At 63.7% G+C, this 21,643-nt stretch carries 23 protein-coding genes and 1 tRNA gene; 13 read left to right on the forward strand and 11 right to left on the reverse strand.

Annotated features, from left to right (window positions below; genetic code table 11):
* Nucleotides 1–5: 5 nt before the first annotated feature.
* The 3 genes from QF092_RS07455 to metF form a co-directional block, all read right to left on the reverse strand.
* On the reverse strand, nucleotides 6–773 hold the full coding sequence (locus QF092_RS07455) for an HpcH/HpaI aldolase family protein (protein WP_281469047.1): 768 nt from the start codon (nucleotides 771–773) through the stop codon (nucleotides 6–8).
* Entirely contained in the window at nucleotides 770–1,210 is a 441-nt protein-coding gene (gene aroQ / locus QF092_RS07460; protein ID WP_281469049.1) for a type II 3-dehydroquinate dehydratase, read from the reverse strand. Before aroQ ends, QF092_RS07455 begins: the two co-directional genes overlap by 4 nt.
* 251 nt (nucleotides 1,211–1,461) lie before the next feature.
* Nucleotides 1,462–2,328, reverse strand: coding sequence for a methylenetetrahydrofolate reductase [NAD(P)H] (metF, locus tag QF092_RS07465; RefSeq protein WP_281469051.1), 867 nt, complete (start codon nucleotides 2,326–2,328; stop codon nucleotides 1,462–1,464).
* Between the two features lie 96 nt (nucleotides 2,329–2,424).
* Here metF and QF092_RS07470 point away from each other — a divergent pair, with 96 nt between their 5' ends.
* Nucleotides 2,425–3,330: a LysR family transcriptional regulator gene (locus QF092_RS07470; RefSeq protein WP_281469053.1), complete on the forward strand. Its 906-nt coding sequence runs from the start codon at nucleotides 2,425–2,427 to the stop codon at nucleotides 3,328–3,330.
* Between the two features lie 72 nt (nucleotides 3,331–3,402).
* On the opposite strand, the gene QF092_RS07475 is transcribed toward QF092_RS07470, so the two are convergent.
* Both QF092_RS07475 and QF092_RS07480 read right to left on the reverse strand, forming a co-directional pair.
* Nucleotides 3,403–3,663 carry a DUF6525 family protein gene (locus QF092_RS07475; protein ID WP_420026507.1) on the reverse strand — a complete coding sequence of 87 codons (261 nt, stop codon included), beginning with the start codon at nucleotides 3,661–3,663 and terminating at the stop codon, nucleotides 3,403–3,405.
* Complete coding sequence (locus QF092_RS07480) at nucleotides 3,648–4,856, reverse strand: GTP-binding protein (RefSeq protein WP_281469057.1); 1,209 nt, start codon at nucleotides 4,854–4,856, stop codon at nucleotides 3,648–3,650. The genes QF092_RS07475 and QF092_RS07480 overlap by 16 nt, the downstream gene beginning before the upstream one ends.
* A 223-nt stretch (nucleotides 4,857–5,079) precedes the next feature.
* Here QF092_RS07480 and QF092_RS07485 point away from each other — a divergent pair, with 223 nt between their 5' ends.
* Nucleotides 5,080–5,868, forward strand: coding sequence for an inositol monophosphatase family protein (locus QF092_RS07485; protein WP_281469059.1), 789 nt, complete (start codon nucleotides 5,080–5,082; stop codon nucleotides 5,866–5,868).
* Here the strand turns inward: QF092_RS07485 and QF092_RS07490 are convergent, their stop codons facing one another.
* Together QF092_RS07490 and putA are read right to left on the reverse strand one after the other, a co-directional pair.
* Entirely contained in the window at nucleotides 5,869–6,639 is a 771-nt protein-coding gene (locus tag QF092_RS07490) for a rhomboid family intramembrane serine protease (RefSeq protein ID WP_281469060.1), read from the reverse strand.
* 252 nt (nucleotides 6,640–6,891) lie between these two features.
* Nucleotides 6,892–10,329, reverse strand: coding sequence for a bifunctional proline dehydrogenase/L-glutamate gamma-semialdehyde dehydrogenase PutA (gene putA, locus QF092_RS07495; RefSeq protein WP_281469062.1), 3,438 nt, complete (start codon nucleotides 10,327–10,329; stop codon nucleotides 6,892–6,894).
* Nucleotides 10,330–10,432: 103 nt separating this feature from the next.
* Between putA and QF092_RS07500 the strand changes: the two genes are divergently transcribed.
* Nucleotides 10,433–10,894: an Lrp/AsnC family transcriptional regulator gene (locus tag QF092_RS07500; RefSeq protein WP_281469063.1), complete on the forward strand. Its 462-nt coding sequence runs from the start codon at nucleotides 10,433–10,435 to the stop codon at nucleotides 10,892–10,894.
* A gap of 39 nt (nucleotides 10,895–10,933) precedes the next feature.
* Here QF092_RS07500 and QF092_RS07505 read toward each other — a convergent pair whose 3' ends face one another.
* Both QF092_RS07505 and QF092_RS07510 read right to left on the reverse strand, forming a co-directional pair.
* Nucleotides 10,934–12,250 (reverse strand): acetamidase/formamidase family protein, encoded by a 1,317-nt coding sequence (locus QF092_RS07505; protein ID WP_281469064.1) that lies wholly within the window; start codon nucleotides 12,248–12,250, stop codon nucleotides 10,934–10,936.
* A gap of 90 nt (nucleotides 12,251–12,340) precedes the next feature.
* Nucleotides 12,341–12,426 (reverse strand) — tRNA-Leu (locus QF092_RS07510).
* A gap of 149 nt (nucleotides 12,427–12,575) precedes the next feature.
* Here QF092_RS07510 and QF092_RS07515 point away from each other — a divergent pair.
* The 3 genes from QF092_RS07515 (at nucleotide 12,576) to QF092_RS07525 (ending at nucleotide 14,333) form a co-directional block, all read left to right on the forward strand.
* Entirely contained in the window at nucleotides 12,576–13,280 is a 705-nt protein-coding gene (locus tag QF092_RS07515; protein ID WP_281469066.1) for a CoA transferase subunit A, read from the forward strand.
* A complete protein-coding gene (locus QF092_RS07520; protein WP_281469067.1) occupies nucleotides 13,277–13,906 on the forward strand; it encodes a CoA transferase subunit B in 630 nt (209 codons plus the stop codon). Before QF092_RS07515 ends, QF092_RS07520 begins: the two co-directional genes overlap by 4 nt.
* 136 nt (nucleotides 13,907–14,042) lie before the next feature.
* Complete coding sequence (locus QF092_RS07525; RefSeq protein ID WP_281469069.1) at nucleotides 14,043–14,333, forward strand: GNAT family N-acetyltransferase; 291 nt, start codon at nucleotides 14,043–14,045, stop codon at nucleotides 14,331–14,333.
* A 10-nt stretch (nucleotides 14,334–14,343) separates the two neighbouring features.
* On the opposite strand, the gene QF092_RS07530 is transcribed toward QF092_RS07525, so the two are convergent.
* Both QF092_RS07530 and QF092_RS07535 read right to left on the reverse strand, forming a co-directional pair.
* A complete protein-coding gene (locus QF092_RS07530; protein ID WP_281469071.1) occupies nucleotides 14,344–15,222 on the reverse strand; it encodes a lytic transglycosylase domain-containing protein in 879 nt (292 codons plus the stop codon).
* On the reverse strand, nucleotides 15,155–15,469 hold the full coding sequence (locus QF092_RS07535; RefSeq protein ID WP_281470130.1) for a hypothetical protein: 315 nt from the start codon (nucleotides 15,467–15,469) through the stop codon (nucleotides 15,155–15,157). Before QF092_RS07535 ends, QF092_RS07530 begins: the two co-directional genes overlap by 68 nt.
* Before the next feature lie 105 nt (nucleotides 15,470–15,574).
* Between QF092_RS07535 and QF092_RS07540 the strand changes: the two genes are divergently transcribed.
* The 7 genes from QF092_RS07540 to QF092_RS07570 all read left to right on the forward strand — a co-directional run bounded on the left by QF092_RS07540 (nucleotide 15,575) and on the right by QF092_RS07570 (nucleotide 21,639).
* Nucleotides 15,575–15,832 carry a Flp family type IVb pilin gene (locus tag QF092_RS07540; RefSeq protein ID WP_281469072.1) on the forward strand — a complete coding sequence of 86 codons (258 nt, stop codon included), beginning with the start codon at nucleotides 15,575–15,577 and terminating at the stop codon, nucleotides 15,830–15,832.
* Between the two features lie 399 nt (nucleotides 15,833–16,231).
* The gene (locus QF092_RS07545; RefSeq protein ID WP_281469073.1) at nucleotides 16,232–16,471 is read left to right on the forward strand and encodes a Flp family type IVb pilin; all 240 of its coding nucleotides are present in this window, start codon (nucleotides 16,232–16,234) and stop codon (nucleotides 16,469–16,471) included.
* Between the two features lie 130 nt (nucleotides 16,472–16,601).
* Complete coding sequence (locus QF092_RS07550; protein ID WP_281469074.1) at nucleotides 16,602–16,796, forward strand: hypothetical protein; 195 nt, start codon at nucleotides 16,602–16,604, stop codon at nucleotides 16,794–16,796.
* A 74-nt stretch (nucleotides 16,797–16,870) separates the two neighbouring features.
* Nucleotides 16,871–17,710, forward strand: coding sequence for a Flp pilus assembly protein CpaB (cpaB, locus tag QF092_RS07555; RefSeq protein WP_281469075.1), 840 nt, complete (start codon nucleotides 16,871–16,873; stop codon nucleotides 17,708–17,710).
* A 280-nt stretch (nucleotides 17,711–17,990) separates the two neighbouring features.
* Nucleotides 17,991–19,376, forward strand: a complete 1,386-nt coding sequence (locus QF092_RS07560; protein WP_281469076.1) for a type II and III secretion system protein family protein — start codon at nucleotides 17,991–17,993, stop codon at nucleotides 19,374–19,376.
* Nucleotides 19,377–19,381: 5 nt separating this feature from the next.
* Nucleotides 19,382–20,038: an OmpA family protein gene (locus QF092_RS07565; RefSeq protein WP_420026508.1), complete on the forward strand. Its 657-nt coding sequence runs from the start codon at nucleotides 19,382–19,384 to the stop codon at nucleotides 20,036–20,038.
* Nucleotides 20,039–20,352: 314 nt separating this feature from the next.
* The gene (locus QF092_RS07570; protein WP_281469080.1) at nucleotides 20,353–21,639 is read left to right on the forward strand and encodes a CpaE/TadZ family protein; all 1,287 of its coding nucleotides are present in this window, start codon (nucleotides 20,353–20,355) and stop codon (nucleotides 21,637–21,639) included.
* Nucleotides 21,640–21,643: the final 4 nt, after the last annotated feature.

Here is a 21,643-nt window from a genome sequence, read left to right on the forward strand (position 1 = left end):
CCCGCCTACTCTGGCCGAAACCGCTGCGACAAGCCGCGCGCCGCCTGCGCCAGCAAGGCGATATCCATCCCCACCGCCGTGAAAGTCGTGCCCCAATCCATGCAGCGCCGCGCGAAATCCGGGTCCAGCGTCAGAATGCCCGCAGGCTTGCCCGCCGCCCGGATCGCCCTGATGCCCCGCTCGATCGCGTCCACCACCTCGGGATGCGTGCTATTGCCCGGATGCCCCATGCTGGCGGCCAGATCGGCGGGTCCGATGAACAGCCCATCCACACCATCGACCGCCGCGATGTCCGGGATGCGGTCCAGCGCCTCTGCCGTCTCCACCTGAAGGATCAGGCACAACTCTTCTTCCGCACGCGTTGCATAGCCTGCCACCTGCCCAAACAGCGTGGCCCGCGTCATACCCGCCATCCCCCGGATGCCGCGCGGCGCATAACGGATCGCCGCCACCGCCGCCCGCGCCTCATCCGCGTTCTGGATGTAAGGCAGGATCAGCGTCTGCGCCCCCAGATCCAGCACCCGCTTGATCAGCACCGGGTCATTCGCCGCGGGCCGCACCACGGCATGCGTGCGATAGGGCGCCATCGCCTGCATCATGGCCAGCGTGTCAGGGATATCCGTCACCGCATGTTCGGTATCGATCACCACCCAGTCGAAGCCACAGGTCGCCAGCATCTCGGCCACAAGCGGGCCGGGAAGGGAATTCCACAGCCCAATCTGCTGCCGCCCCTCACGCAGCGCTTTCTTGAACCTGTTCTGCGGCAACATCATTTCGTCACCAGCCGTTGCATGCGCCGCAGCGCCAGCAGATAGCCATCCGTCCCGCAGCCCGCGATCACGCCCTCGGCGCGCAGGCTGACATAGGAATGATGGCGAAACGCCTCGCGCTTGTGGATGTTCGAGATATGCACCTCAATCACCGGGCCGTCGAAGGCGTTCAGCGCATCCAGAATGGCGACAGAGGTATGGGTATAGGCACCAGGATTGATCACGATCCCCGAAGCCGCCACCCGCGCCTCCTGAATCCAATCCACCAACTGCCCCTCATGGTTGGATTGCTGGAAACGGATCGCCAGACCCAACTCCTCGGCCAAGGCAGCGCAGGCCTCCGCCACATCCTCCAGCGTCTGGCTGCCATAGATTTCAGGCTGGCGCAGACCCAGCAGGTTCAGATTGGGACCGTTCAGGATGAAGATGGGCTTTGCCACGGGTGCTTGTCCTCGGATCGCTGTCGCCCCGCGACGTTAATCCGCCCCCGGCAAGGCCGCAACCACGGCCAAAGTCCCGTCACCCCCGAAAATGGTGAACAGGCGGGTTTTCGTCCCCATGGCCAAAAGCGGGCACCCCGCCCCTCCTGCGATCCGCCCGCCCCTGCGGGAGCCGTGCAAGAAGTCAGTCCGGATCGGGACCGGGTGCCCAGTTAGCCACTCCTCTGGGGACAGAGAAGTTCCGAAAAACCTTAGGCCACCTTTTCCAGCGCCACTTCCGGCGTGATACCCAGCGCGCGGACAACAGCCTGGGTCAGATGCGGCCGATTCAGCGTGTAGAAGTGCAGATCATCCACCCCACCCTCGATCAGGCGCGCGCAAAGCGTGGTGCATTGCGTCAGCGACAGCAGATCTTCCCGCCCATCGCGCGCGGCCACCCGGAACGCCTCGTCCAGCGCGGTGGGAACCTGCGCCCCGCAGCGCGCCGCGAATTTCTTTGCGCCGTCCCAGCTGATGATCGGCAGGATGCCGGGAATGATCGGCACGTTGATCCCCGCTGCCACGCAGGCATCGCGAAAACGAAAGAACGTATCAGCGTTGAAGAAGAACTGGGTGATCGCACTCGTCGCGCCCGCATCAACCTTGCGCTTCAGATGCTCCACATCTGCGCTGCTATGGCCCGCATCGGGATGCGGTTCGGGATAGGCCCCGACCCGGATCTTGAACTTGCCAGTCTTCGCCAAGGCCTCCACCAATTCCACCGACGAGGCAAAGCCTTCGGGATGCGCGGTAAACCGCGCGGCCCCCTTGGGCGCATCACCGCGCAGCGCGACGATCTCGGTCACCCCCGCCGCCGCATAGGCCTCGGCAATCTCCAGCGTTTCAGCCTTGGTCGCATCGACGCAGGTCAGATGCGCCGCGACATTCAACCCGTAATTCCGCCCGATCGCCGCCACCGCCTCATGCGTAAGCTTGCGCGTCGTGCCGCCCGCCCCATAGGTGACCGATACGAAGGACGGCTTCAAGGGCGCCAGCATCTGCACCGTCTCCCACAGCCGAAAAGACGCATCCAGCGTCTGGGGCGGAAAGAATTCGAAACTGATGCGCGGCGTCGACATGGGCAACTCTCCATCTTGATGCCCCCTTGTCCCATATCACATCATGTGAGACAAATTCATAATACTCATCATCAACATGAAATCGGCGCATCTTACATGCATCTCGAATTCCGCCATCTCCGCACCATCCGCGCCATCCATCAGGCGGGCGGCCTCGCCCGCGCGGCCGATATCCTGAACATGACGCAATCTGCTCTCTCGCATCAGGTGAAGGGGCTTGAGGATCAGGCCGGGATCGAGCTTTTCGTCCGCCGCTCAAAACCCATGCGCCTCTCGGCTGCGGGCCTTCGGATGCTGAAACTCGCCGAACGCATCCTGCCCGAAATCGACGCGCTGGAAGAGGAATTCCGCGCCCTCAAATCCGGCAAGACCGGGCGACTGCACATCGCCATCGAATGCCACGCTTGTTTCGATTGGCTCTTCCCCGTGCTGGAACAATTCCGCCACGCCTGGCCCGAGGTGGACGTGGACATCCGCGCGGGCCTCGCCTTCGACGCCATCCCCGCGCTCTTGCGTGAAGAGGTGGACCTCGTCATCTCCTCCGATCCCGTTCGCCTTGATGGCGTGGTCTACAACCCCCTCTTCGACTATCACCCCACCTTCGTCGCCTCAAAAGACCACCCGCTTGCCGCGAAAGACTGGGTCGGCGCCGAGGATTTCCGGGATGAGGTTCTCATCACCTATCCCGTCGCCCGCGACAAGCTCGACATCTTCACCGAGCTTCTGACCCCCGCCCGGATCGAACCACGTGGGCAGCGCCCCGTGGAATTGACTGCCGTCATCCTGATGCTGGTCGGGTCCAATCGCGGCGTGGCCGTGCTGCCCGATTGGGTGCTGCGCGATGTGCGCAGCCATGCCGATTACATCACGCGGCCCCTTGGCCCCAAGACCATCACCCGCCGCCTCTACGCCGCCACAAGGGAAGAGGATGCCGCCAAGCCGTTCATGGCGCATTTCCTGCGCCTTGGCCGTACAGAACCTGTGAAGTTGCAACGCCCGTAGGGCGGGGTTTACCCCGCCGCTCCGACAGGCGCCCATGTCGGATTGGCAATCCTGCCCATCCTACCCCGCCCCTCAATCGCGCCAGACCGCAACCCGCTCACGCGCCAGGGTCGCCGCCTCTACCTCGGCCAGCCGCCGCAGAGCGCCCTCCACGCCTGATCGTTTCACCTCCCGTTCCCAGACGCGCCGCGCGCTCTCTGCCGACCATGGCAGCGCGGCCTCCTTCAGCCAAAGCCGCAGCGGCGCGGGCAGCGCATCATGCGCCCGCATCGGGCATCCCTGCCGCCACCGCGCCCGGGGCGACCGTAGGTTGCCGCTCATGCCGCCCGCCATAGCGGGAAGGGGTCCGCCATCCCCTCCCAAGCTTCGGGCGCAAAGTCCGACGCCGCCAACAAAGCGTCTTCCAGCGCGGCAAGGACCGCCACGCGGTCCATCCCATGCCCGATGAAGACGATCTCCTGTCGTCGGTCCCCCCACGGCTCCGACCACTGCGCCTTGACCGCAGCCAGCCCCTCGCCGCTCTGCGGCCAACGCCCCTTCGGCACCGCCGCCCACCACCGGCCTAAGGGCGACACTGAACGCACCGCCCCCGCTAGCGAAAACTCCGCAGCCCAATCCGGCCGCGTGGCCAGCCAGAAATGCCCCTTCGCCCGGATCACCCCCGGTAAATCGCCATTTAGCACGGCATGGATGCGCGCGGGATCAAAAGGCCGCCGCGCCCGGAAGACAAAGCTTTCGATCCCGTATTCCTCGCTCTCCGGCACATGGGACGCGAAACCATAAAGCTCCTTCGCCCAAAGCGGATGCTCCGCCGCCCGGTCGAAATTAAACAGCCCCGTCCCCATCACCGCATCCAAATCGACGTGCCCAAGATCCACCTCGATCACCCGCGCATCCGGGTTCAAGGCCGCGATGATCTTGCGCGCCGCATCCACGCGGGCCGGCCCCGCATCCGTCACCTTGTTCAGAACGACAACATTGGAAAACTCGATTTGCTCGGTCAGCAGATTGACCAAGGCGCGCCCGTCGCCGTCGGGCGTCTTCACCCGTGCGGCCAGAAAATCATGGCTGGAGAAATCCTTCAGCAGGTTGATCGCATCGACCACCGTCACCATCGTGTCCAGCCGCGCCACATCCGACAGGCTTTCCCCCTCCGCATCGCGGAAGTCGAAGGTCGCGGCCACGGGCAGCGGTTCGGAAATCCCGCTCGATTCGATCAGAAGATGGTCAAACCGCCCCGTATCGGCCAGTTTCCGAACCTCGTTCAGCAAATCATCCCGCAAGGTGCAGCAGATGCAGCCATTGGTCATCTCGACCAGCTTCTCCTCAGCCTGATGCAATTCCGCCCCCGCCCGGATCAGATCGGCGTCGATATTCACCTCGGCCATGTCATTGACGATGACAGCGACCCGCAATCCCTGCCGGTTGTTCAGCACATGGCTCAGAAGCGTAGTCTTCCCGGCACCGAGGAAACCGGACAGGACGGTGACAGGAAGGCGGCTGTCTTTCGGCTGTTGGGCATGCATGCGGTTACCCCAATATGTTATGTTATAATATATATGCTCCACCCTGCGGCGACTGTCCAGCCCCCGCACCTGCTTTCCGATCCCTTGCAAGGGCCTGTCGCCGCCATCGCCGATCCCGACCACCTGGCCAAAGACCCACACCCGCTCCCCACTCCCCCCTTCCCTTCCGCCCCCACCCCGTGTAATCCCCCGGCCCTGACCCAACACGCCCCGGAGCCCGCCCATGCAAGGCAGCGCGAACCTCAACCTGATGATCAAGGCCGCCCGCAAGGCAGGCCGCTCGCTCGTCAAGGACTTCCGCGAGGTCGAGAATCTTCAGGTCTCGGCCAAGGGCCCCGGCGATTTCGTCTCCAAAGCCGACCGCGAGGCAGAACGCCTCATCAAGGACGAACTCATGGGCGGCCGCCCCACCTATGGCTGGCTGGGCGAGGAAACGGGCGGCCAAGACGGGCAAGACCCAACCCGCCGCTGGATCGTCGATCCCTTGGATGGCACCACGAATTTCCTGCACGGCATGCCGCATTGGGCCGTTTCCATCGCGCTGGAACATAAGGGCGAGATCGTCTCCGCTGTCGTCTACGACGCCGCCAAGGACGAACTCTTCTGGGCTGAAAAGGGCGCAGGCGCCTGGATGAACGACCGCCGCATCCGCGTCTCGGGCCGCCGCCACATGCATGAGGCAGTTTTTGCCACGGGCATCCCCTTTGGTGCAAAGACCACGCTGCCCGCGATGATGAAGGACCTCGCCCGCCTGATGCCCGCCTGCGCGGGTGTCCGGCGTTGGGGGTCGGCCGCGCTCGACCTCGCCTATGTCGCGGCGGGCCGATACGACGGCTATTGGGAGCGCGAGCTTCAGGCTTGGGACATCGCCGCCGGTATCCTTCTGGTGAAAGAGGCGGGCGGTTTCGTCACAGGCCTGCGCGAGGGCGACGATCCGCTGGAAAAGGGTGCGCTCATCGCCTCGAATGACGCGCTTTGCGATCCCTTCACCGCGATCCTGCGCGGCGCCTGATCACTGCCTGTCCCAAGGCCCACGGATTCCGCCCCACCGCACGCGCGGGACGCGGGTCGATACCATGGCATAACGCGCCTCCGGATGCGGCGGCACGCCATGCGTCTTCCCCCAGAACCTCGGCCCGCCGCGCCGCAACCAGACCGGCACCGCCAGCGCCAGCCCCGCTAGAAACCCGCCCGCATGCGCCCAATAGGCCACCCCGCCCTGATCGGCAGGCGTGGCCCAACCGCTGAACAGTTGCATGCCGAACCAGACCCCCAGCACGAGGAAGGCCGGGATCGGGATCACCCGGAAAAAGATCACGAAGAAAAAGAACACATCCACCCGCGCCTTGGGGAACATCAGAAGATACCCCCCCATCACCCCCGCAATCGCCCCGGACGCCCCCACCATGGGCACTATGGAAGAAGGCTCCGCCAGATACTGCGCCCCCGCCGCCGCCACGCCAGAGGCCAGATAAAAGGCAAGAAAGCCCAGATGCCCCATCTCCTCTTCCATATTGTCCCCGAACACCCAGAGAAACAGCATGTTCCCGGCCAGATGCATCCACCCCCCATGCAGGAACATCGAGGTGACAAAGGTCTCAAACCCTTCGCCATAGCTGATCCGCGCAGGCACCAGCCCCCATGCCAGAAAGAACCGCGCCAGCGCCACCTCTGACCCGATGGCCAGCCAATACAGACAGAAAATCCCGACATTCGCCGCGATCAGGGCAAAGGTCACAAATGGCACGCGCCCTGACGGGTTATGATCACGGATCGGAAACATGGGCCGAGGCTTGCCGAAGCTCGCCCCCCAGTCAAGCGCCCCCCAGTCAAGCGCCCCCCGGCAGGCGCCCCGCTTCCCCATTCAAAACCGCGGATTGCCCCTTCATCTTGGCCTCAAATACTCTCAGGGGGTGAATGGGCCGCATGGCCCAGAGGGGGCGGAACGCCCCCAAACCACCTTGGGCCGCGCGTCACGCGCGGGCCAAGGGAAAAAGGCTTTGCCTGCGGGGGGCTTGCCCCCCGCAGGCTCCGCTCAATTCGCCTCGACCAGCAGCTGGGCATTTCCGCCCGACGCCGTGGTGTCGATGCAGACATGCCGCTCCAGCCGTGCATGTCCCCGATCGGGCATCCCCCCGATCAGGGGCAGGATCGGCCCCGCCCGCCCAGCCAGCGCTTGCGCATAAGACCGGCCCTGCTCTGCCCCGCCCCACCAGATCGCGCCCGCAAAACCCGCAAGCCGCCCCAGTGCTGCGGGGTCCAGCGACGGTGCCTCCACCGCCACCCCGCCCAGGGCGCGAACCGCCGCCGCCTGCGCCGCCGCAGCCTCGGCCCCCGGCCCCAGACACAAGACCGGCTCGCGCGCCACATGGGTCAGGCGGTTCGACTCCCCCGTCGGCCCCGGCAGATCATAGCTCTCCGACCCTGCTGCGCCCCGCGCCATGCGCAAGGATGCCGCCACCTCCGCCTCACCCGCCAGACGGTCGGCCCCCGCTACGTCCGCCACCTCTACGCGCGTGAACCGCATCAGGTAATCCGGTCCCCCCGCCTTCGGCCCCGTGCCGGACAGCCCTTCGCCGCCGAAGGGCTGGCTGCCCACCACCGCACCGATCTGGTTGCGGTTCACATAGGTATTGCCCACCCGCAACCGCTCTACGATCCGCTGCACACGGTCGTCGATCCGCGTATGCAGGCCAAAGGTCAGGCCATAGCCCGTCGCATTCACCGCATCGACCACCGCATCGATCTGATCGGCGCGGAACGTCGCCACATGCAGCACGGGGCCGAAAATCTCGCGCCCCAAGGCCGCGATCCCATCCACCCGGATCACCGCAGGCCCAACAAAGGTGCCGCCCGCCGGTGACGCCATCTCCTTGATCACCCGCCCCGCCGCCCGGGCTGCCGCCACATGGTCGCGGATCACACCCGCAGCTTCCGCATCGATCACTGGCCCCACATCGGTCGCCAGATGCCACGGATCGCCCAGCACCAATTCATCCATCGCGCCCGACAGCATCTCAAGCACCGACTCGGCCACATCCTCCTGCACATAAAGGCAGCGCAGCGCCGAACAGCGCTGACCCGCCGACTGGAAGGAGGATGCCAGAATATCCCGCACCGCCTGTTCCGGCAGCGCGGTGGAATCAACCAGCATCGCGTTCAACCCGCCTGTTTCCGCGATCAGGGGCGCAGTCGGATCAAGATGATCCGCCATCGCGCGGCGGATGGCCTGCGCCGTCTCGGTCGATCCGGTAAAGCACACGCCGCCCACCCGCGGGTCCGAGGTCAGCATCCGCCCCACCACCGGCCCCTCGCCGGGCAAAAGTTGCAGCGCCGTGACCGGCACCCCCGCCCGATGCATCAAGCCCACCGCGAAGGCGGCAATCAGGGGCGTCTGCTCCGCAGGCTTGGCCAGCACGGCATTCCCCGCCGCCAGCGCCGCCGCAATCTGCCCAGTAAAGATGGCAAGCGGGAAATTCCAAGGCGAGATGCAGGTGAACACCCCCCGCGCCGGGGCCGTCAGGCCCGTCGCCCCATCGGCATAATAGCGCAGAAAATCCACCGCCTCGCGCAATTCCGCCACTGCATCGGCCAGCGTCTTGCCCGCCTCGCGCGCCAGCAGGGCAAAGATCGGCCCGAACTCCGCCTCATAGAAATCCGCCACCCGGCGCAGCACCTCTGCCCGTTCGGTCGCCGCCGCCGCCCAAGGCTCTGCCAGCCGCAGCGCCGTTTCCACATCCGGGGCACCCGCCTGAATCACATGCCCGACCAATTCGCCTGTCGCGGGGTTCCGCACCTCGACCCGCAGGCCGCCCGCAGGCCGCCCCGCGATCATCGGCCCTGCCTCGAACCGATGCGTGGCCCAAGGCGCGCGCGCCGCCTCGATCGCCGCCAGATGCCCCGCATCCGTCAGATCGAACCCCTTGGAATTCACCCGCGCACCAAACAGCGCAGGCCCCGTCCGCAGCGCCGGATTCGCTGCAACCACCCCCTCCATCGCCGTCAGGGGACAGGCCGCCACCACCTCGGGCGGCACCTCGTCATTCACGATCTGGTTCACGAAGGACGAATTGGCCCCATTCTCCAACAACCGCCGCACCAGATAGGCCAGCAGATCGCGATGCGCCCCCACCGGGGCGTAGATCCGGCACCGCGTCCCCTCATCCGTCAGCACAAGGTCATGCAGCCGCTCGCCCATCCCATGCAGACGCTGGAACTCAAACGCACGCTTGTCCGTGGCCATCTCAAGGATCGCCGCCACTGTATGCGCGTTATGCGTGGCGAATTGCGGATAGATGCGGTCCGTCATGCCAAGCAGCTTCTTCGCATTGGCAATATAACTGACATCCGTTGCCTGCTTGCGGGTGAAGACCGGGAAAGACTCCAGCCCCAGCACCTGCGCCCGCTTCACCTCGGCGTCCCAATAGGCCCCCTTCACCAGCCGGACCATGATCTTCCGATCCAACCGCTCAGCCAGCGCGTAAAGCCAGTCGATCACCGCCCCCGCACGGCGGCCATAGGCCTGCACCACCACCCCAAAACCGTCCCACCCCGCGAGTGAGGCATCCGACAGCACCGCCTCGATCACCTCAAGCGACAGCGCCAGCCGATCCGCCTCTTCCGCGTCGATGTTGAACCCCAGCCCCGCCGCCTTGGCCAACCCCGCCAAGGCCCGCACGCGCGGCACCAGTTCCGCCATGACCCGCGTGCGCTTTGCCACCTCGTATCGCGGATGCAGCGCCGACAGCTTCACCGAAATCCCCGGATTGGCGCGGATATCCGCGCCCTTGGCTGCCGCCGCAATCGCCGTGATCGCGCGCGAATAGGCCAGGTGATAGCGCCGCGCATCGCCTTCGGTCCGGGCCGCCTCGCCCAGCATGTCATAGCTATAGGTGTAGCCCCGCGCCTCCAACTCCTCGGCCCGCTTCATCGCGGCCCCGATCGTTTCGCCCAGAACGAATTGCCGCCCCATCTCCTTCATCGCCTGCGCCACCGCGCGGCGGATCACGGGTTCGCCCAGCCGTTTCACCGCTGCCCGCAGATGGCCCACAACCCCCGGCTCGCGATCCTCCAGCACCTTCCCCGTCAGCATCAGCGCCCAAGTGGAGGCATTCACCAAAGACGAGGCCGATTTCCCCAGATGCCGCCCCCAATCGCTCGGCGCGATCTTGTCCTCGATCAGTGCATCCATCGTCTCGGCATCAGGCACACGCAGCAGCGCCTCGGCCAGACACATCAACGCGATGCCCTCCTCGGTCGACAGCCCGTATTCCGCAAGGAACACCTCCATCAGCCCCGGCTTCACGCTGTCGCGGATGCGCCGCACCAGCCCCGCCCCCGCCGCCGAAATGCGCGCCCGCGCGGCCCCGTCCAGCCCCGCCTGATCAATCAGCGCCTGCAACAGCGCCGCCTCATCGGCAAGGCTTTCCCGCTCAATGATGGCCCAAGGATCGACAGCATGGTCACGCGGCATGGCTTTATCTCCCGTTTGTCCCATGATACGCCTTTCGTGGCAGTCTTTTCTCCCGAAGATGCGCCAAAGCCTTGCCATTCCGCCCGCAATTCCGGGGTTTCTCATGCCGATTGAACGCGTCCCCCTCGACCGCTTTGACGAAGCGATCCTGCGCATCCTCGCCACCGATGGCCGGATCAGCGCGACCGAACTCGCCCGCCGCATCGGCCTTTCGAAATCGCCCACGCAGGCCCGCCTGAAACGGCTGGAGGAAACCGGCGTCATCACCGGCTATCGCGCGCTGCTTGATCCGATCCGCATGGGACAGGCCCATGTCGCCTTTGTCGAGGTGCGGCTCTCCGACACGCGCGAAGCCGCCCTTCAGGCCTTCAACAAAGCGGTGCTGGCCGTGCCAGAAGTGGAGCAATGCCACATGATCGCCTCCCGCTTCGACTATCTCTTGAAAGTGCGCACCGCCGATATCCTCGACTATCGCCGCGTGCTGGCAGAACGCATCAGCGCCCTGCCGCATGTCGCCTCCACCTCCACCTATGTCGCGATGGAGGCGGTGAAGGAAAGCTTCTGAAGATGCGGCGGGGCGCAGACCGCCCCACCGCAAAGGGCGTTACAGCCCGTATTGTTCCCGCGCGTAATCGCCCAGACCCACGGCATCCAGCTTTGCCAAGGGGGCAAGGAAGGTCACCTGAATAACCCCCGGCGCGCGCCCGATCTCGATCGCGCCATTGATCGTGGCGCGATTGCGCACCTCGGCCACCGTCATACCCAACAGGGTGGCCGCCCGTGCAAGCCCATTCTCGATGGCCGCATTCAGGTTTGACGCTGTCCCGATGACCGAAATGGGCGCCAGCGCCTCCAACTCCGTCACCCCCCATTTCGCGGCAAGGCGCAGCCCCTTGGCCTTTTCCGCCGCCGTGAAGGGCCGTGCCATCGGCGGCAGGTCCTCTTCCAGCGGAAACAGCACAGGCCCGTCGATGGGGTAGTTCTTCACCACCTCCACCTGAAGGGTGACGCTGCCCGCCACATCCATCGTATGGCCCGCAATCTCGCCATCGCCTTGGCCTGCATGCATGTCGCCAAGGTAAACCCCGGCGCCTCGCACCTTCACCGGCGCCACGACAATCGCTCCAGCCCGCACGGCGTCAATATCCATGTGCCCATCGGTCTTGTGCTGGGCCAACTGCTCTGGCGTGATCCCGTATTGATGCGGCGCCCCCACAAGGAAGGACCCGAAATCCCCCGCATTATGGCTGTCCGGCATCGCCATCGACGGACAGGTGCCCAGCTGCCCCATAAAGGGACGCATCCGCACCAGCGTACCGGGCATGTCCGACGGCGCGAAGGTCAGGATAGAATGCTGGCGGCTCTGATCCGGCAGCGCCGAATAGTGATCGGCCTCATGCGCGATGGTCTCGGCCGCCGCCTTGGGCAAGGTCACGCCCACGGCCCGCGTCTCGTCGAAGGTCACCGTATAGCCATGCACGATCTCAAAGGGCTTCACCGCATTTCCGCAGGTGTTGCACTTCACCGCATCCTGGCCAATCCCCTCCACATGCGTCTCTGGCCAAACCGTATCGCAAACCGGGCACCGCGCCGCGACATAGGGATCGCCCACACAGAACCCTTCGGGCGAGCTGTCGTGACCCGATGCCGTCGCAATCGATGTCACCGTGATGTCGCGGATACGGATCGCCACCGCATCCCCTACCTCGGCTCCTTCGACGAAGACGGGCTTCGTCACCTCATGCCCGCCCCGCAGGCTGGGCGTGATCATCGGCCCCCAGCATCCGGGTGCGGTATTGGCGATGATCGTGCCGCCATTTTCCACCGGGCCGAGCATGGGCGCATCGGGATCAAGCACGCTATTGGTGAACTCGGATACCACCACGCTGCGGCGTGACGGGGTGTTGCTGCCATCGGGCATCTCTGCCACTCCCTGTTTGTTATCGGTCGATAAGATAAAATCTAGCCGACCCACCGCACAGGGCAAGCCACAGGCGCATATCGCTGCTATTGGTGCCCGCGGCCGGACTCGAACCGGCACGGCCTTCCGGCCTAGGGATTTTAAGTCCCCTGTGTCTACCATTTCACCACGCGGGCCGCGCAGGATAAGGGCATGCCTAGCAAGGCCCGACGCGATGCGAAAGGCCCCTTGCCACCATACCCTACGCGCGCCGCAGCGCGGCAATTGACACTGGCCGCCCCCCGGTTCCATATGACGACCGAGAGTTTGCGGGGAGAAAACACGCATGAAGAAGGTCTATCCCAGCGCCGAGGCCGCGCTGGACGGCATCCTGTTTGATGGCATGACCATCGCCTCCGGGGGTTTCGGCCTCTGCGGCATTCCGGAACTGCTGATCGCGGCGATCCGCAAGGCGGGGACAAAGGATCTGACCGTCGCCTCCAACAATGCAGGCGTCGATGGCTTCGGCCTTGGCGTGCTTCTGGAAAGCCGTCAGGTGAAGAAGATGATCTCCTCCTATGTGGGCGAGAATGCCGAGTTCATGCGGCAGTATCTGTCCGGCGAGCTGGAGTTGGAGTTCAACCCCCAAGGAACACTGGCCGAACGCATGCGTGCGGGCGGGGCGGGCATCCCCGGCTTCTACACCCGCACGGGCGTGGGCACGGTCATCGCCGACGGCAAGGAACACAAGGAATTCGACGGCAAGACCTATATCCTTGAACGGTCCATCGTCGCGGACCTTTCCATCGTGAAGGCGTGGAAGGCCGATCCTTCGGGCAACCTCGTCTTCCGCAAGACCGCCCGCAACTTCAACCCGCCCGCCGCCACCTGCGGCAAGATCTGCGTGGTTGAGGTGGAGGAGATCGTGCCGCTGGGTTCCCTCGACCCCGACGCGATCCACCTGCCCGGCATCTATGTCCACCGCATCGTGCAAGGGCAGCACGAAAAGCGCATCGAGCAGCGCACCGTTCGGAAAAAGGAGTCCGTGTGATGTGGGACCGCAACCAAATGGCCGCCCGCGCCGCGCAGGAATTGCAGGACGGCTGGTATGTCAACCTCGGCATCGGCATCCCGACCCTGGTGGCGAATTACATCCCCGAGGGCGTGAACGTCACGCTGCAATCGGAAAACGGCATGCTTGGCATGGGCCCCTTCCCGTTTGAGGGCGAAGAAGACCCCGACCTGATCAACGCGGGCAAGCAGACGATCACCGAACTGCCGCAGACCGCTTTTTTCGATAGTGCCACCTCCTTCGCCATGATCCGAGGCGGCAAGATCGCGATGGCGATCCTTGGTGCCATGGAAGTGGCCGAAAATGGCGATCTGGCGAATTGGATGATCCCCGGCAAGCTGGTGAAGGGGATGGGCGGCGCGATGGACCTTGTCGCAGGCGTGGGCCGCGTGGTCGTGGTGATGGACCACACCTCCAAGCATGGCGAATCCAAGGTGCTCAAATCCTGCACCCTGCCGCTCACCGGTCAGGGCGTGGTCAACCGGATCATCACCAACCTTGGCGTCCTCGACGTCGTCCCCGGCGGGCTGAAGATCGTCGAACTCGCCGATGGCGTGACAGAAGCAGAGCTGCGCGCGGCGACAGAGGCAACGCTGGTGAACTGATCCCGTGACAAGGGCGAAGAATTTTCACCGAAAATTCTTCGCCCCCTGCTTCCGAAAAATCTTCATCCGAAGATTTTTCTCCCCAGTCCGCAAAATTTTCGCATGAAAATTTTGCGTCCCCGAAGAAAGGTCCGCCATGTCCGACCATGACGTGCAGCGCGAGCAGGGTTCGACCAAGGGCCGCTACGTCATCCGCCGCGATGGGCATGAGGCAGAGCTGACCTATTCCATCACCTCGCCCAGCCTGATCATCGCCGACCATACCGGCGTGCCGGACGCCTTCCGCGGCACTGGCGCGGGGCTGGCTCTCGTCACCCGAATGGTGGCCGATGCCCGGGCCGAAGGGTTCAAGATCATGCCGCTCTGCCCCTTTGTGAACGCCCAGCGCAAGAAACATCCTGAATGGGCCGACGTTTTCGCCGTCTGACGGTCGCGCCTCAGTTCCGCGCCTGAAGGATGCGAAACACGCATGGATCGGTCACCACCATGGGTGGCGTCGCGCAAAGGCCCTGCGCCACCTGCCACGCGGCCAGCACTTTCGGGACATAATCCCGCGTCTCGGCATAGGGTGGCACGCCCCTATTCGCCTTCACCGCCCCCTCGCCCGCATTATAGGCCGCCAGCACAAGGATCGGATCGCGGTCGAATTCCTTCATAAGCCAGTCCAGATAGGCGATCCCGCCCTTGATATTTTCCTCAGGGTCCAGCGCATCGGCCACGCCAAACCGCTCTGCCGTCGCGGGGATCAGTTGCATCAACCCCTGCGCGCCGGCCGAGCTTACCGCATCCGCGCGGCCTGCGCTTTCCACCGACATCACCGCCAGCACCAGCGCGGGCGATACCTCTGTCCCAACCGTGGCCCGCAACAGCGCCGTCCCATGGGCATCGGCCAGACCCTGCATCTCCTGAAGGCGCGGAGCCGCCACCGCCGCCCCATCCGGCCCTTGCGACAGCGCCGCGAGCGCCGCCTCAAAGCGCCCTGCCGCCTGATCTGCGCCCGCAGGCACGGCTTCCCAGAACCATCCATAGCGCGCCGCCGACCCCGGCACGGGGCCACGCGGGCGTTCGGCCGCCTCAAGCCCCACCGCGGGCAACGGCGCGGGCAGGGTCGCGGCATCGACCTTGGGCAGCGCCGCAAGAAGCCGCGCCTGTTCCACCGGATCGATCTGCACGGTAATCCGTTGCCCCGGCAGGCCATCCCCCACCTTGACGCGCTTGAATGTGAAATCGCGTTCAGGCGGCAGGCCTTCAGCCACCGTCTGGGCGGGCGTCACAGAGAGCGCCGCCATAACAAAGAACCCTGCCCAGAATCGCATCTCTGCGGATGCCTTTCCTGTGACCCACCTCAATCGCAGAATCATGCACCAGATTCGGCCCTTTGGCCACTCCTGCCGTTAACCATGAAGGCAAAGCAGCCAAGCTGTCGCCCAAAGGGTTAATTTTTCGACAAATTATCGAAAATTTTTCTTTTCCTTTCAGAGCATTATAAGAATTTTCAGAAAAACCGCATGGCAAGGCAAAAGCCTCAAACCATCCAAACTGCCGCCACCGTTGAACGGCCATATGTAGCCATACCGAACGACGAACGGACCGAAACAGAAAGCCGACGGCGGATGGTAGACGACGAGTGAACCTGACAAGAACCTGTAGAGAGTAAAGGTAAAGACCATGAACCTTCTGAACATCTTCAAGAACTTCAAGAACGACGAATCCGGCGCCGTGACCGTTGACTGGGTCGTTCTGACTGCCGCTGTCGTCGGCCTCGGCCTCGCTGTGAGCACCACTGTTGGCGGTGCGATCAACACGCAGGCCTCGACGATCAGCACCCAGATCGGCACCGCTGGAACGTCCGGAACGAGCGGCTCGACCTCGGGCGGCTCGACCTCGGGCGGCTCGACCTCGGGTGGTTCGACCACGGGTGGCTAATCCCTGTAGGAGTTCGTGGGTGGTCAGCCGTCTAGGTCGGCCACCCATTGGACAGCCTGGCATCGCCCAAGCAAGTACCGCGCATGGGCGCGACCCGAAATGCCGGTCTCTCTGAACGGAAAAACAAGGCAAAATGGCCAAATTTGTCGCCCAATGGGTATGGCTAACTGACGAAAGTATGGGTAAGCAAATTTTCTTTTGTTTATTTTCATACACTTAAATGGCCATACCGCAAAAACTTTGGGTTGACCGAAAATGCCCATTCGCTTCCCAACTGCCGCCACGATTCAGGGGCCTTATGCACCCATACCGAACGGAAGACGGAACCCGGAACAACGGACCGACACAGACCGAAGCGGTTGTGAGCAAGACCTGTAACCTGAACCAAGGGAAACGACGATGAACCTGCTGAACATCTTCAAGAACTTCAAGAACGACGAATCCGGCGCCGTGACGGTTGACTGGGTCGTTCTGACCGGCGCTGTCGTCGGCCTCGCGCTGATCATCGGCACGACCGTCGGCAGCTCGGTGAGCACCGCCGCCGGCAGCATCGCTGGCCAGATCACTTCTTCGACGACCTTCTCGGGCGGTTCGACCACGGGCGGTTCGACCACGGGCGGTTCGACCACGGGCGGCTGATCCCGCAACCCTGGCTTGATCGGGCTTGCGGCCAGGCGAAGGCCTGGCCGCCGTCACAAGTATCGATCCCAAAAGGATCATTTTTGAAAGCGGTGCCCGACCGTTCAGTACAGGCAGCCGGAGTGCGGACATGACTGATCTCAGAACGAAGACAGAGGGGCTGGCCGCTTTCCTTGATCAGGAAGACGGCGCGGTAACCGTCGACTGGGTGGTGCTGGCTGCCGCAGTCGTCCTTCTTGCGCTTCCGATCACCAGCCTGATCGGATCAGCGGTCAACTCATCCGCCAGCAGCATCGCCGATACGGTGACTGACGCTACCGATTGATAACCAGACCGGTCCGCCCTTTGGGCGCGGCCGGTTTTCTTGCCAAGAACAAACGCAAAGAGGCAGAAAAAATCATGCGCATGATCTTCGGACTTGTCCTCATCGCCGGCATGGCCCTTGCGGGCTTTGCCGTCTACATGGCTCAGGGCTACATCAACCAAACGGAATCCGCGCTCGTGCAGGAACGTCAGTTCCGCCAACAAGTGGGCGAGCTGGTCGAAGTCTTCGTCGTGACCAAGCAGGTCAATTTCGGCGACCCGATCCTGCGCGACAATGTCCGCAAGATCTATTGGCAGAAATCGGCCCTGCCCGAAGGCACCTATTCCAACGAAGAGGCGCTCTTCCCCCCCGGTCAGGAACAGCCGCGCTTTGCGCTGCGCCTGATGGAGCCTTTCGAACCGATCCTCCGAGTCAAGGTCACCGATCCGGGCGAGGCGGCGGGTCTGACCTCTGAATTGGGTGAAGGCATGCGCGCCTTCGCCATCCGCGTCGACGCGTCTTCGGGCGTGTCCGGTTTCGTCTATCCCGGCAACTATGTCGACGTCTACTGGACGGGCAACAATGGTATCACCGATGTGACCAAGCTGATTGAGACGGCCATCAACGTCATCGCCATCGACCAGACCGCCGCCGGGGCCACGACGGGCGAGGCAACCGTGGCGCAAACCGTCACCGTCAAGGCCACCCCCGAACAGGTCGCTCGTCTGGCGCAGGCACAGGCCACGGGTCGCCTGTCGCTCTCGCTTGTTGGACGGTCTGGCGAAACCACCGAAGGCCGGATCGAAGTCGACGCCGCCTCCCTCCTTGGGATCGAAGAACGGCAGGTGATCGAAGTCGAGGCCGAAAAGGTCTGCACCGTCCGCAACCGCAAAGGCGGCGAGGTGGTGGAAATCCCGATCCCCTGCACCAACTGATGGAAGGACGGTCCGGCGTGTAACGAATATTACCGCCGGACGTCAGACCCAGCCATCAGCCGACGATTGTAAGCGCGACTTGGGCCTACCGGATATGGTGGGCCCCTTTATTTCTGCCACGACTGATTGCTAAAATCCCTGCCGTGTTGCCAGTTATCCACATCAGGAATCCCTCTTAAGGTAATGATTCTTGCAAAGAAACTGGCATTAGGGCATTCTTAGGTATGGAACGGGCTACAAGACCCGTGTCACGAGGCGTGATCGAAAGGGCAGGTCACCGATGCAGATGAGACAGCTGATGGCTGCCGGCGCGATGGGCGCTGCGCTCGCCTTTTTGTCCCCGGCTATGTCCGGGGCCGAGGTGCTGCGCGTTGTTCAAGGCACCGCATCCCAGGCACTCGAAGTGCCGATGAACCGCGCCGTGGTGCTTGAAAGCGACGTTCCCTTCGCGGAACTGTCGATCGCAAATCCGGGCATTGCCGACATCTCCACCCTTTCGGATCGGTCGATCTATGTGCTGGGCAAGACGCCCGGACGCACGACCCTGACCCTGCTTTCCTCCGAAGGCACCCTGATCACCAATGTCGAGGTGCAGGTTGTCACCGACATCGCCGAATTCAAGGAACGGCTGAACCAGATCCTTCCCGGCGAAAAGATCGAGGTGCGCACCGCCAATGACGGGATCGTCCTGTCCGGCACCGTCTCCTCTACCGCGCGCCTTGCCCGCGCGCTCGACCTTGCCCAACGTTACGCGCCTGACCGCGTGTCGAACCTGATGACCGTGGGCGGCACCCAACAGGTCATGCTCAAGGTGCGCTTCGCCGAAATGCAGCGCTCCGTTGCAAAGAACCTGTCCTCCTCCATCGCCATCGGCGGGACCAACGATCAGGTCGAAACCGGCACATGGCTTGCCGGCAACAATGGCCTCGGCAACCCGATCGCCACCCGGCAGAACACGAACGCGGCGGGCCTTCTTGGCTTTACCACCGGCTCGCTCCAGATCGGCATCCTGCTCGAGGCGCTTGAATCCAAAGGCGTCGTCCGCACGCTGGCCGAACCGAACCTCACCGCGCTGTCGGGCCAAGAAGCCTCGTTCCTAGCGGGCGGCGAATATCCCGTGCCGGTGTCCGACGATGGCACCATCACCGTCGAATACAAACCTTTCGGGGTTGAGATGAAGTTCACCCCCACCGTGGTAGATGGTGATCTCATCAACCTTCAGATTGCCGCAGCCGTGTCATCGGTCGACGGATCGGTGACGCAGGAAAGCAACGGCATCCAGCTTGCCGCCTTCAAACGCCGCGAAACCCAAACCACGGTCGAAATGCGCGATGGCGAAAGCTTTGCCATCGCAGGCCTTCTGCAAGACGACTTCCGCGACCTGAACGGTCAGGTGCCGTGGCTGGGCGATATCCCGATCCTTGGCACGCTGTTCCGGTCGGTCGAATATCAGCAGTCGCAATCCGAACTGGTGATCATCGTCACGCCCCATCTCGTCACCCCCACGCGGGGCGAGGCTCTCGCGCTGCCGACAGATCGTGTTCGCCTGCCCACCGAAAGCGAACTGTTCCTCTTTGGTGAGGTTGGCAAGGCCGCCACAACCGGTGCCGCGGGCGAAGTGGCGCGGCAGGACTTCACCGGCTCCTACGGCTATGTGATGGAATGAGGGGAATGGCCATGACGCCCAAACATCTCCTGTCCACCCTGTCGCTTCTGGCCCTTGCGGCCTGCGCGGGCGAAACCATCGGGTCCAAGGTCGATGAAGGCGGCTTCGGCAACTCCACGATGAACAACTTCCTCGTCCAGACCGGGCAAATCAGCCCGGTCCAGATGCTTGGCGAACGTTTCGCGCGCGAAGTGCCACCCACCATCACCTTCGCCTTCAACAGCGCGCAACTCTCGCCCGAGGCGCGCGCAATACTCGACCAGCAGGCGAATTTCATCCGCCAATTCCCCGAGGTGCGCTTCCGCGTCTATGGTCATACCGATCTTGTCGGATCGGATGCCTATAACCGCCGATTGGGTCAGCGCCGGGCCGAAGCCGTGGTCGCCTATTTCGCAACCCGCGGCATTTCGCGGTCGCGGCTTGAGGCGCTTGTTTCCTTTGGCGAAACACAGCCCGTGATCCCGACCCCTGGGCCCGAAGAGCAAAACCGCCGTACCGTGACCGAGGTTTCGGGTTTCGTGAAGCGTCATCCCACGGTGCTCGACGGCAAATATGCCGAGATCATCTATCGCGAATACATCACCAGCGCGGTGCCCGCCCCTACCGTGGTCGCAGGAACCGCAGCGAATGAAGGCGGCGGCGCGGCGGCCCCGGCCCCGTGATCCGGCGGCCCGACGTCTCAAGGTATTTCGAGGATTGGACAGGCTGCTTCGGCAGCCTGTTTCCATTTGCCCCTCTCATCCCACGCGCCAGCTGCGAACACTGCGCCGCTCTGCCCGTATAAAGTCGCCAGATTTCAAACAATCTCGCGTTTCTAGCCCAAGAATCGCCACCATTACCCTCCAGCTTTCCCGTGACTGGGAACAATCTCACGGCAAAGCCCGTGCGGGGTTTCCGATGGTTCCTGCCCCTGCCCGCATGTCGCGTCGCAAGGGTCATGCCCCATCGACCCCCGGCAAGGAAGGACCACAAGGCGATGAGCACCGCTGCGAACATGCTGCCCGATCCGGCACCGATTCTGGCCTGCACAATCTCGCGGGATATCCAGAACTTCGATCTCCTGATCGACGACATGGAACTTGAAATGGGCGAAAGCTGGGGCGACCTCACCTTCGAGGATGCCCGTGAATTCCTCTCCCAACCTGATGCGCAAAGCCTTGAATTCGTTGCGATTGCTGTGAATGGTGAAGATGAGGGCGACCTTACCCGCATCACCGAGGTGATCAAGGCCGCGACCCAGCGCCACATCAAGGTGATCCTCATCGCCGACCGCATCAGCCCCGCAGGCCTGCATCAACTCCTGCGCCTTGGCGCCGATGATTTCGTCCCCTACCCCCTGCCCGACGGTGCCTTGAAAGAGGCCATCGAACGCATCCGCAAACCGGCGGCCATCCCGCTTCCGGCGACGCCTGCCACCGTCACCCATCTGCACGCCGTCCCCGACGCCGCCGCGCAGACGCCCAGTTTCAAGGCCAAGGGCGACCGTGATGGTGTGGTGCTGCCTGTCCACGGACTTTCGGGCGGTTCCGGGGCATCGACCTTCGCCGCAAACCTCGCTTGGGAACTGGCAACGATCGAAAAGGCCAATGCCCCGCGCGTCTGCCTTCTGGATTTCGACTTCCAATACGGCTCTGTCGCAACCTATCTCGACCTGCCCCGCAAAGAGGCGGTGTTCGAACTTCTCTCCGACACGGCCGCCGCCGACAGCGACGCCTTCCTTCAGGCGATGCTCACCTATGGCGACAAGCTCCACGTCCTCACCGCGCCTGCCGATATGCTGCCGCTCGATATCGTGACGCCCGAGGATATCGCCCGCATCATCGACATGGCGCAGACGAATTTTGACTTCGTCATCATCGATATGCCCAAGACCATTGTCGCCTGGACGGAAACCGTCCTCTCGCGCGCGCATCTCTACTTCGCCACCATGGACCTTGATCTGCGCTCGGCGCAGAACGTCCTGCGGCTGGTGCGCGCGCTCAAGGCCGAAACGCTCCCGCATGAAAAACTTCGCTACATCCTGAACCGCGCGCCCAAATTCACCGACCTTTCTGCCAGAAGCCGGGTGAAGCGCATGTCCGAAAGCCTCGATATCCGCCTTGAGGTGCAGATCCCCGACGGCGGCGCGCAGGTGACGCAGGCCAACGATCACGGGCATCCGCTGGCCATAAGCGCGCCCAAGAACCCGGTGCGCAAGGAGCTGCAAAAGCTTGCGCGCTCCCTCTTCGACCTGAACCGCGCCGTGGAAACCGGTCGCTCCTGATCGC

The sequence above is a fragment of the Fuscovulum ytuae genome (assembly GCF_029953595.1).
Lineage (GTDB): Bacteria > Pseudomonadota > Alphaproteobacteria > Rhodobacterales > Rhodobacteraceae > Paragemmobacter > Paragemmobacter ytuae.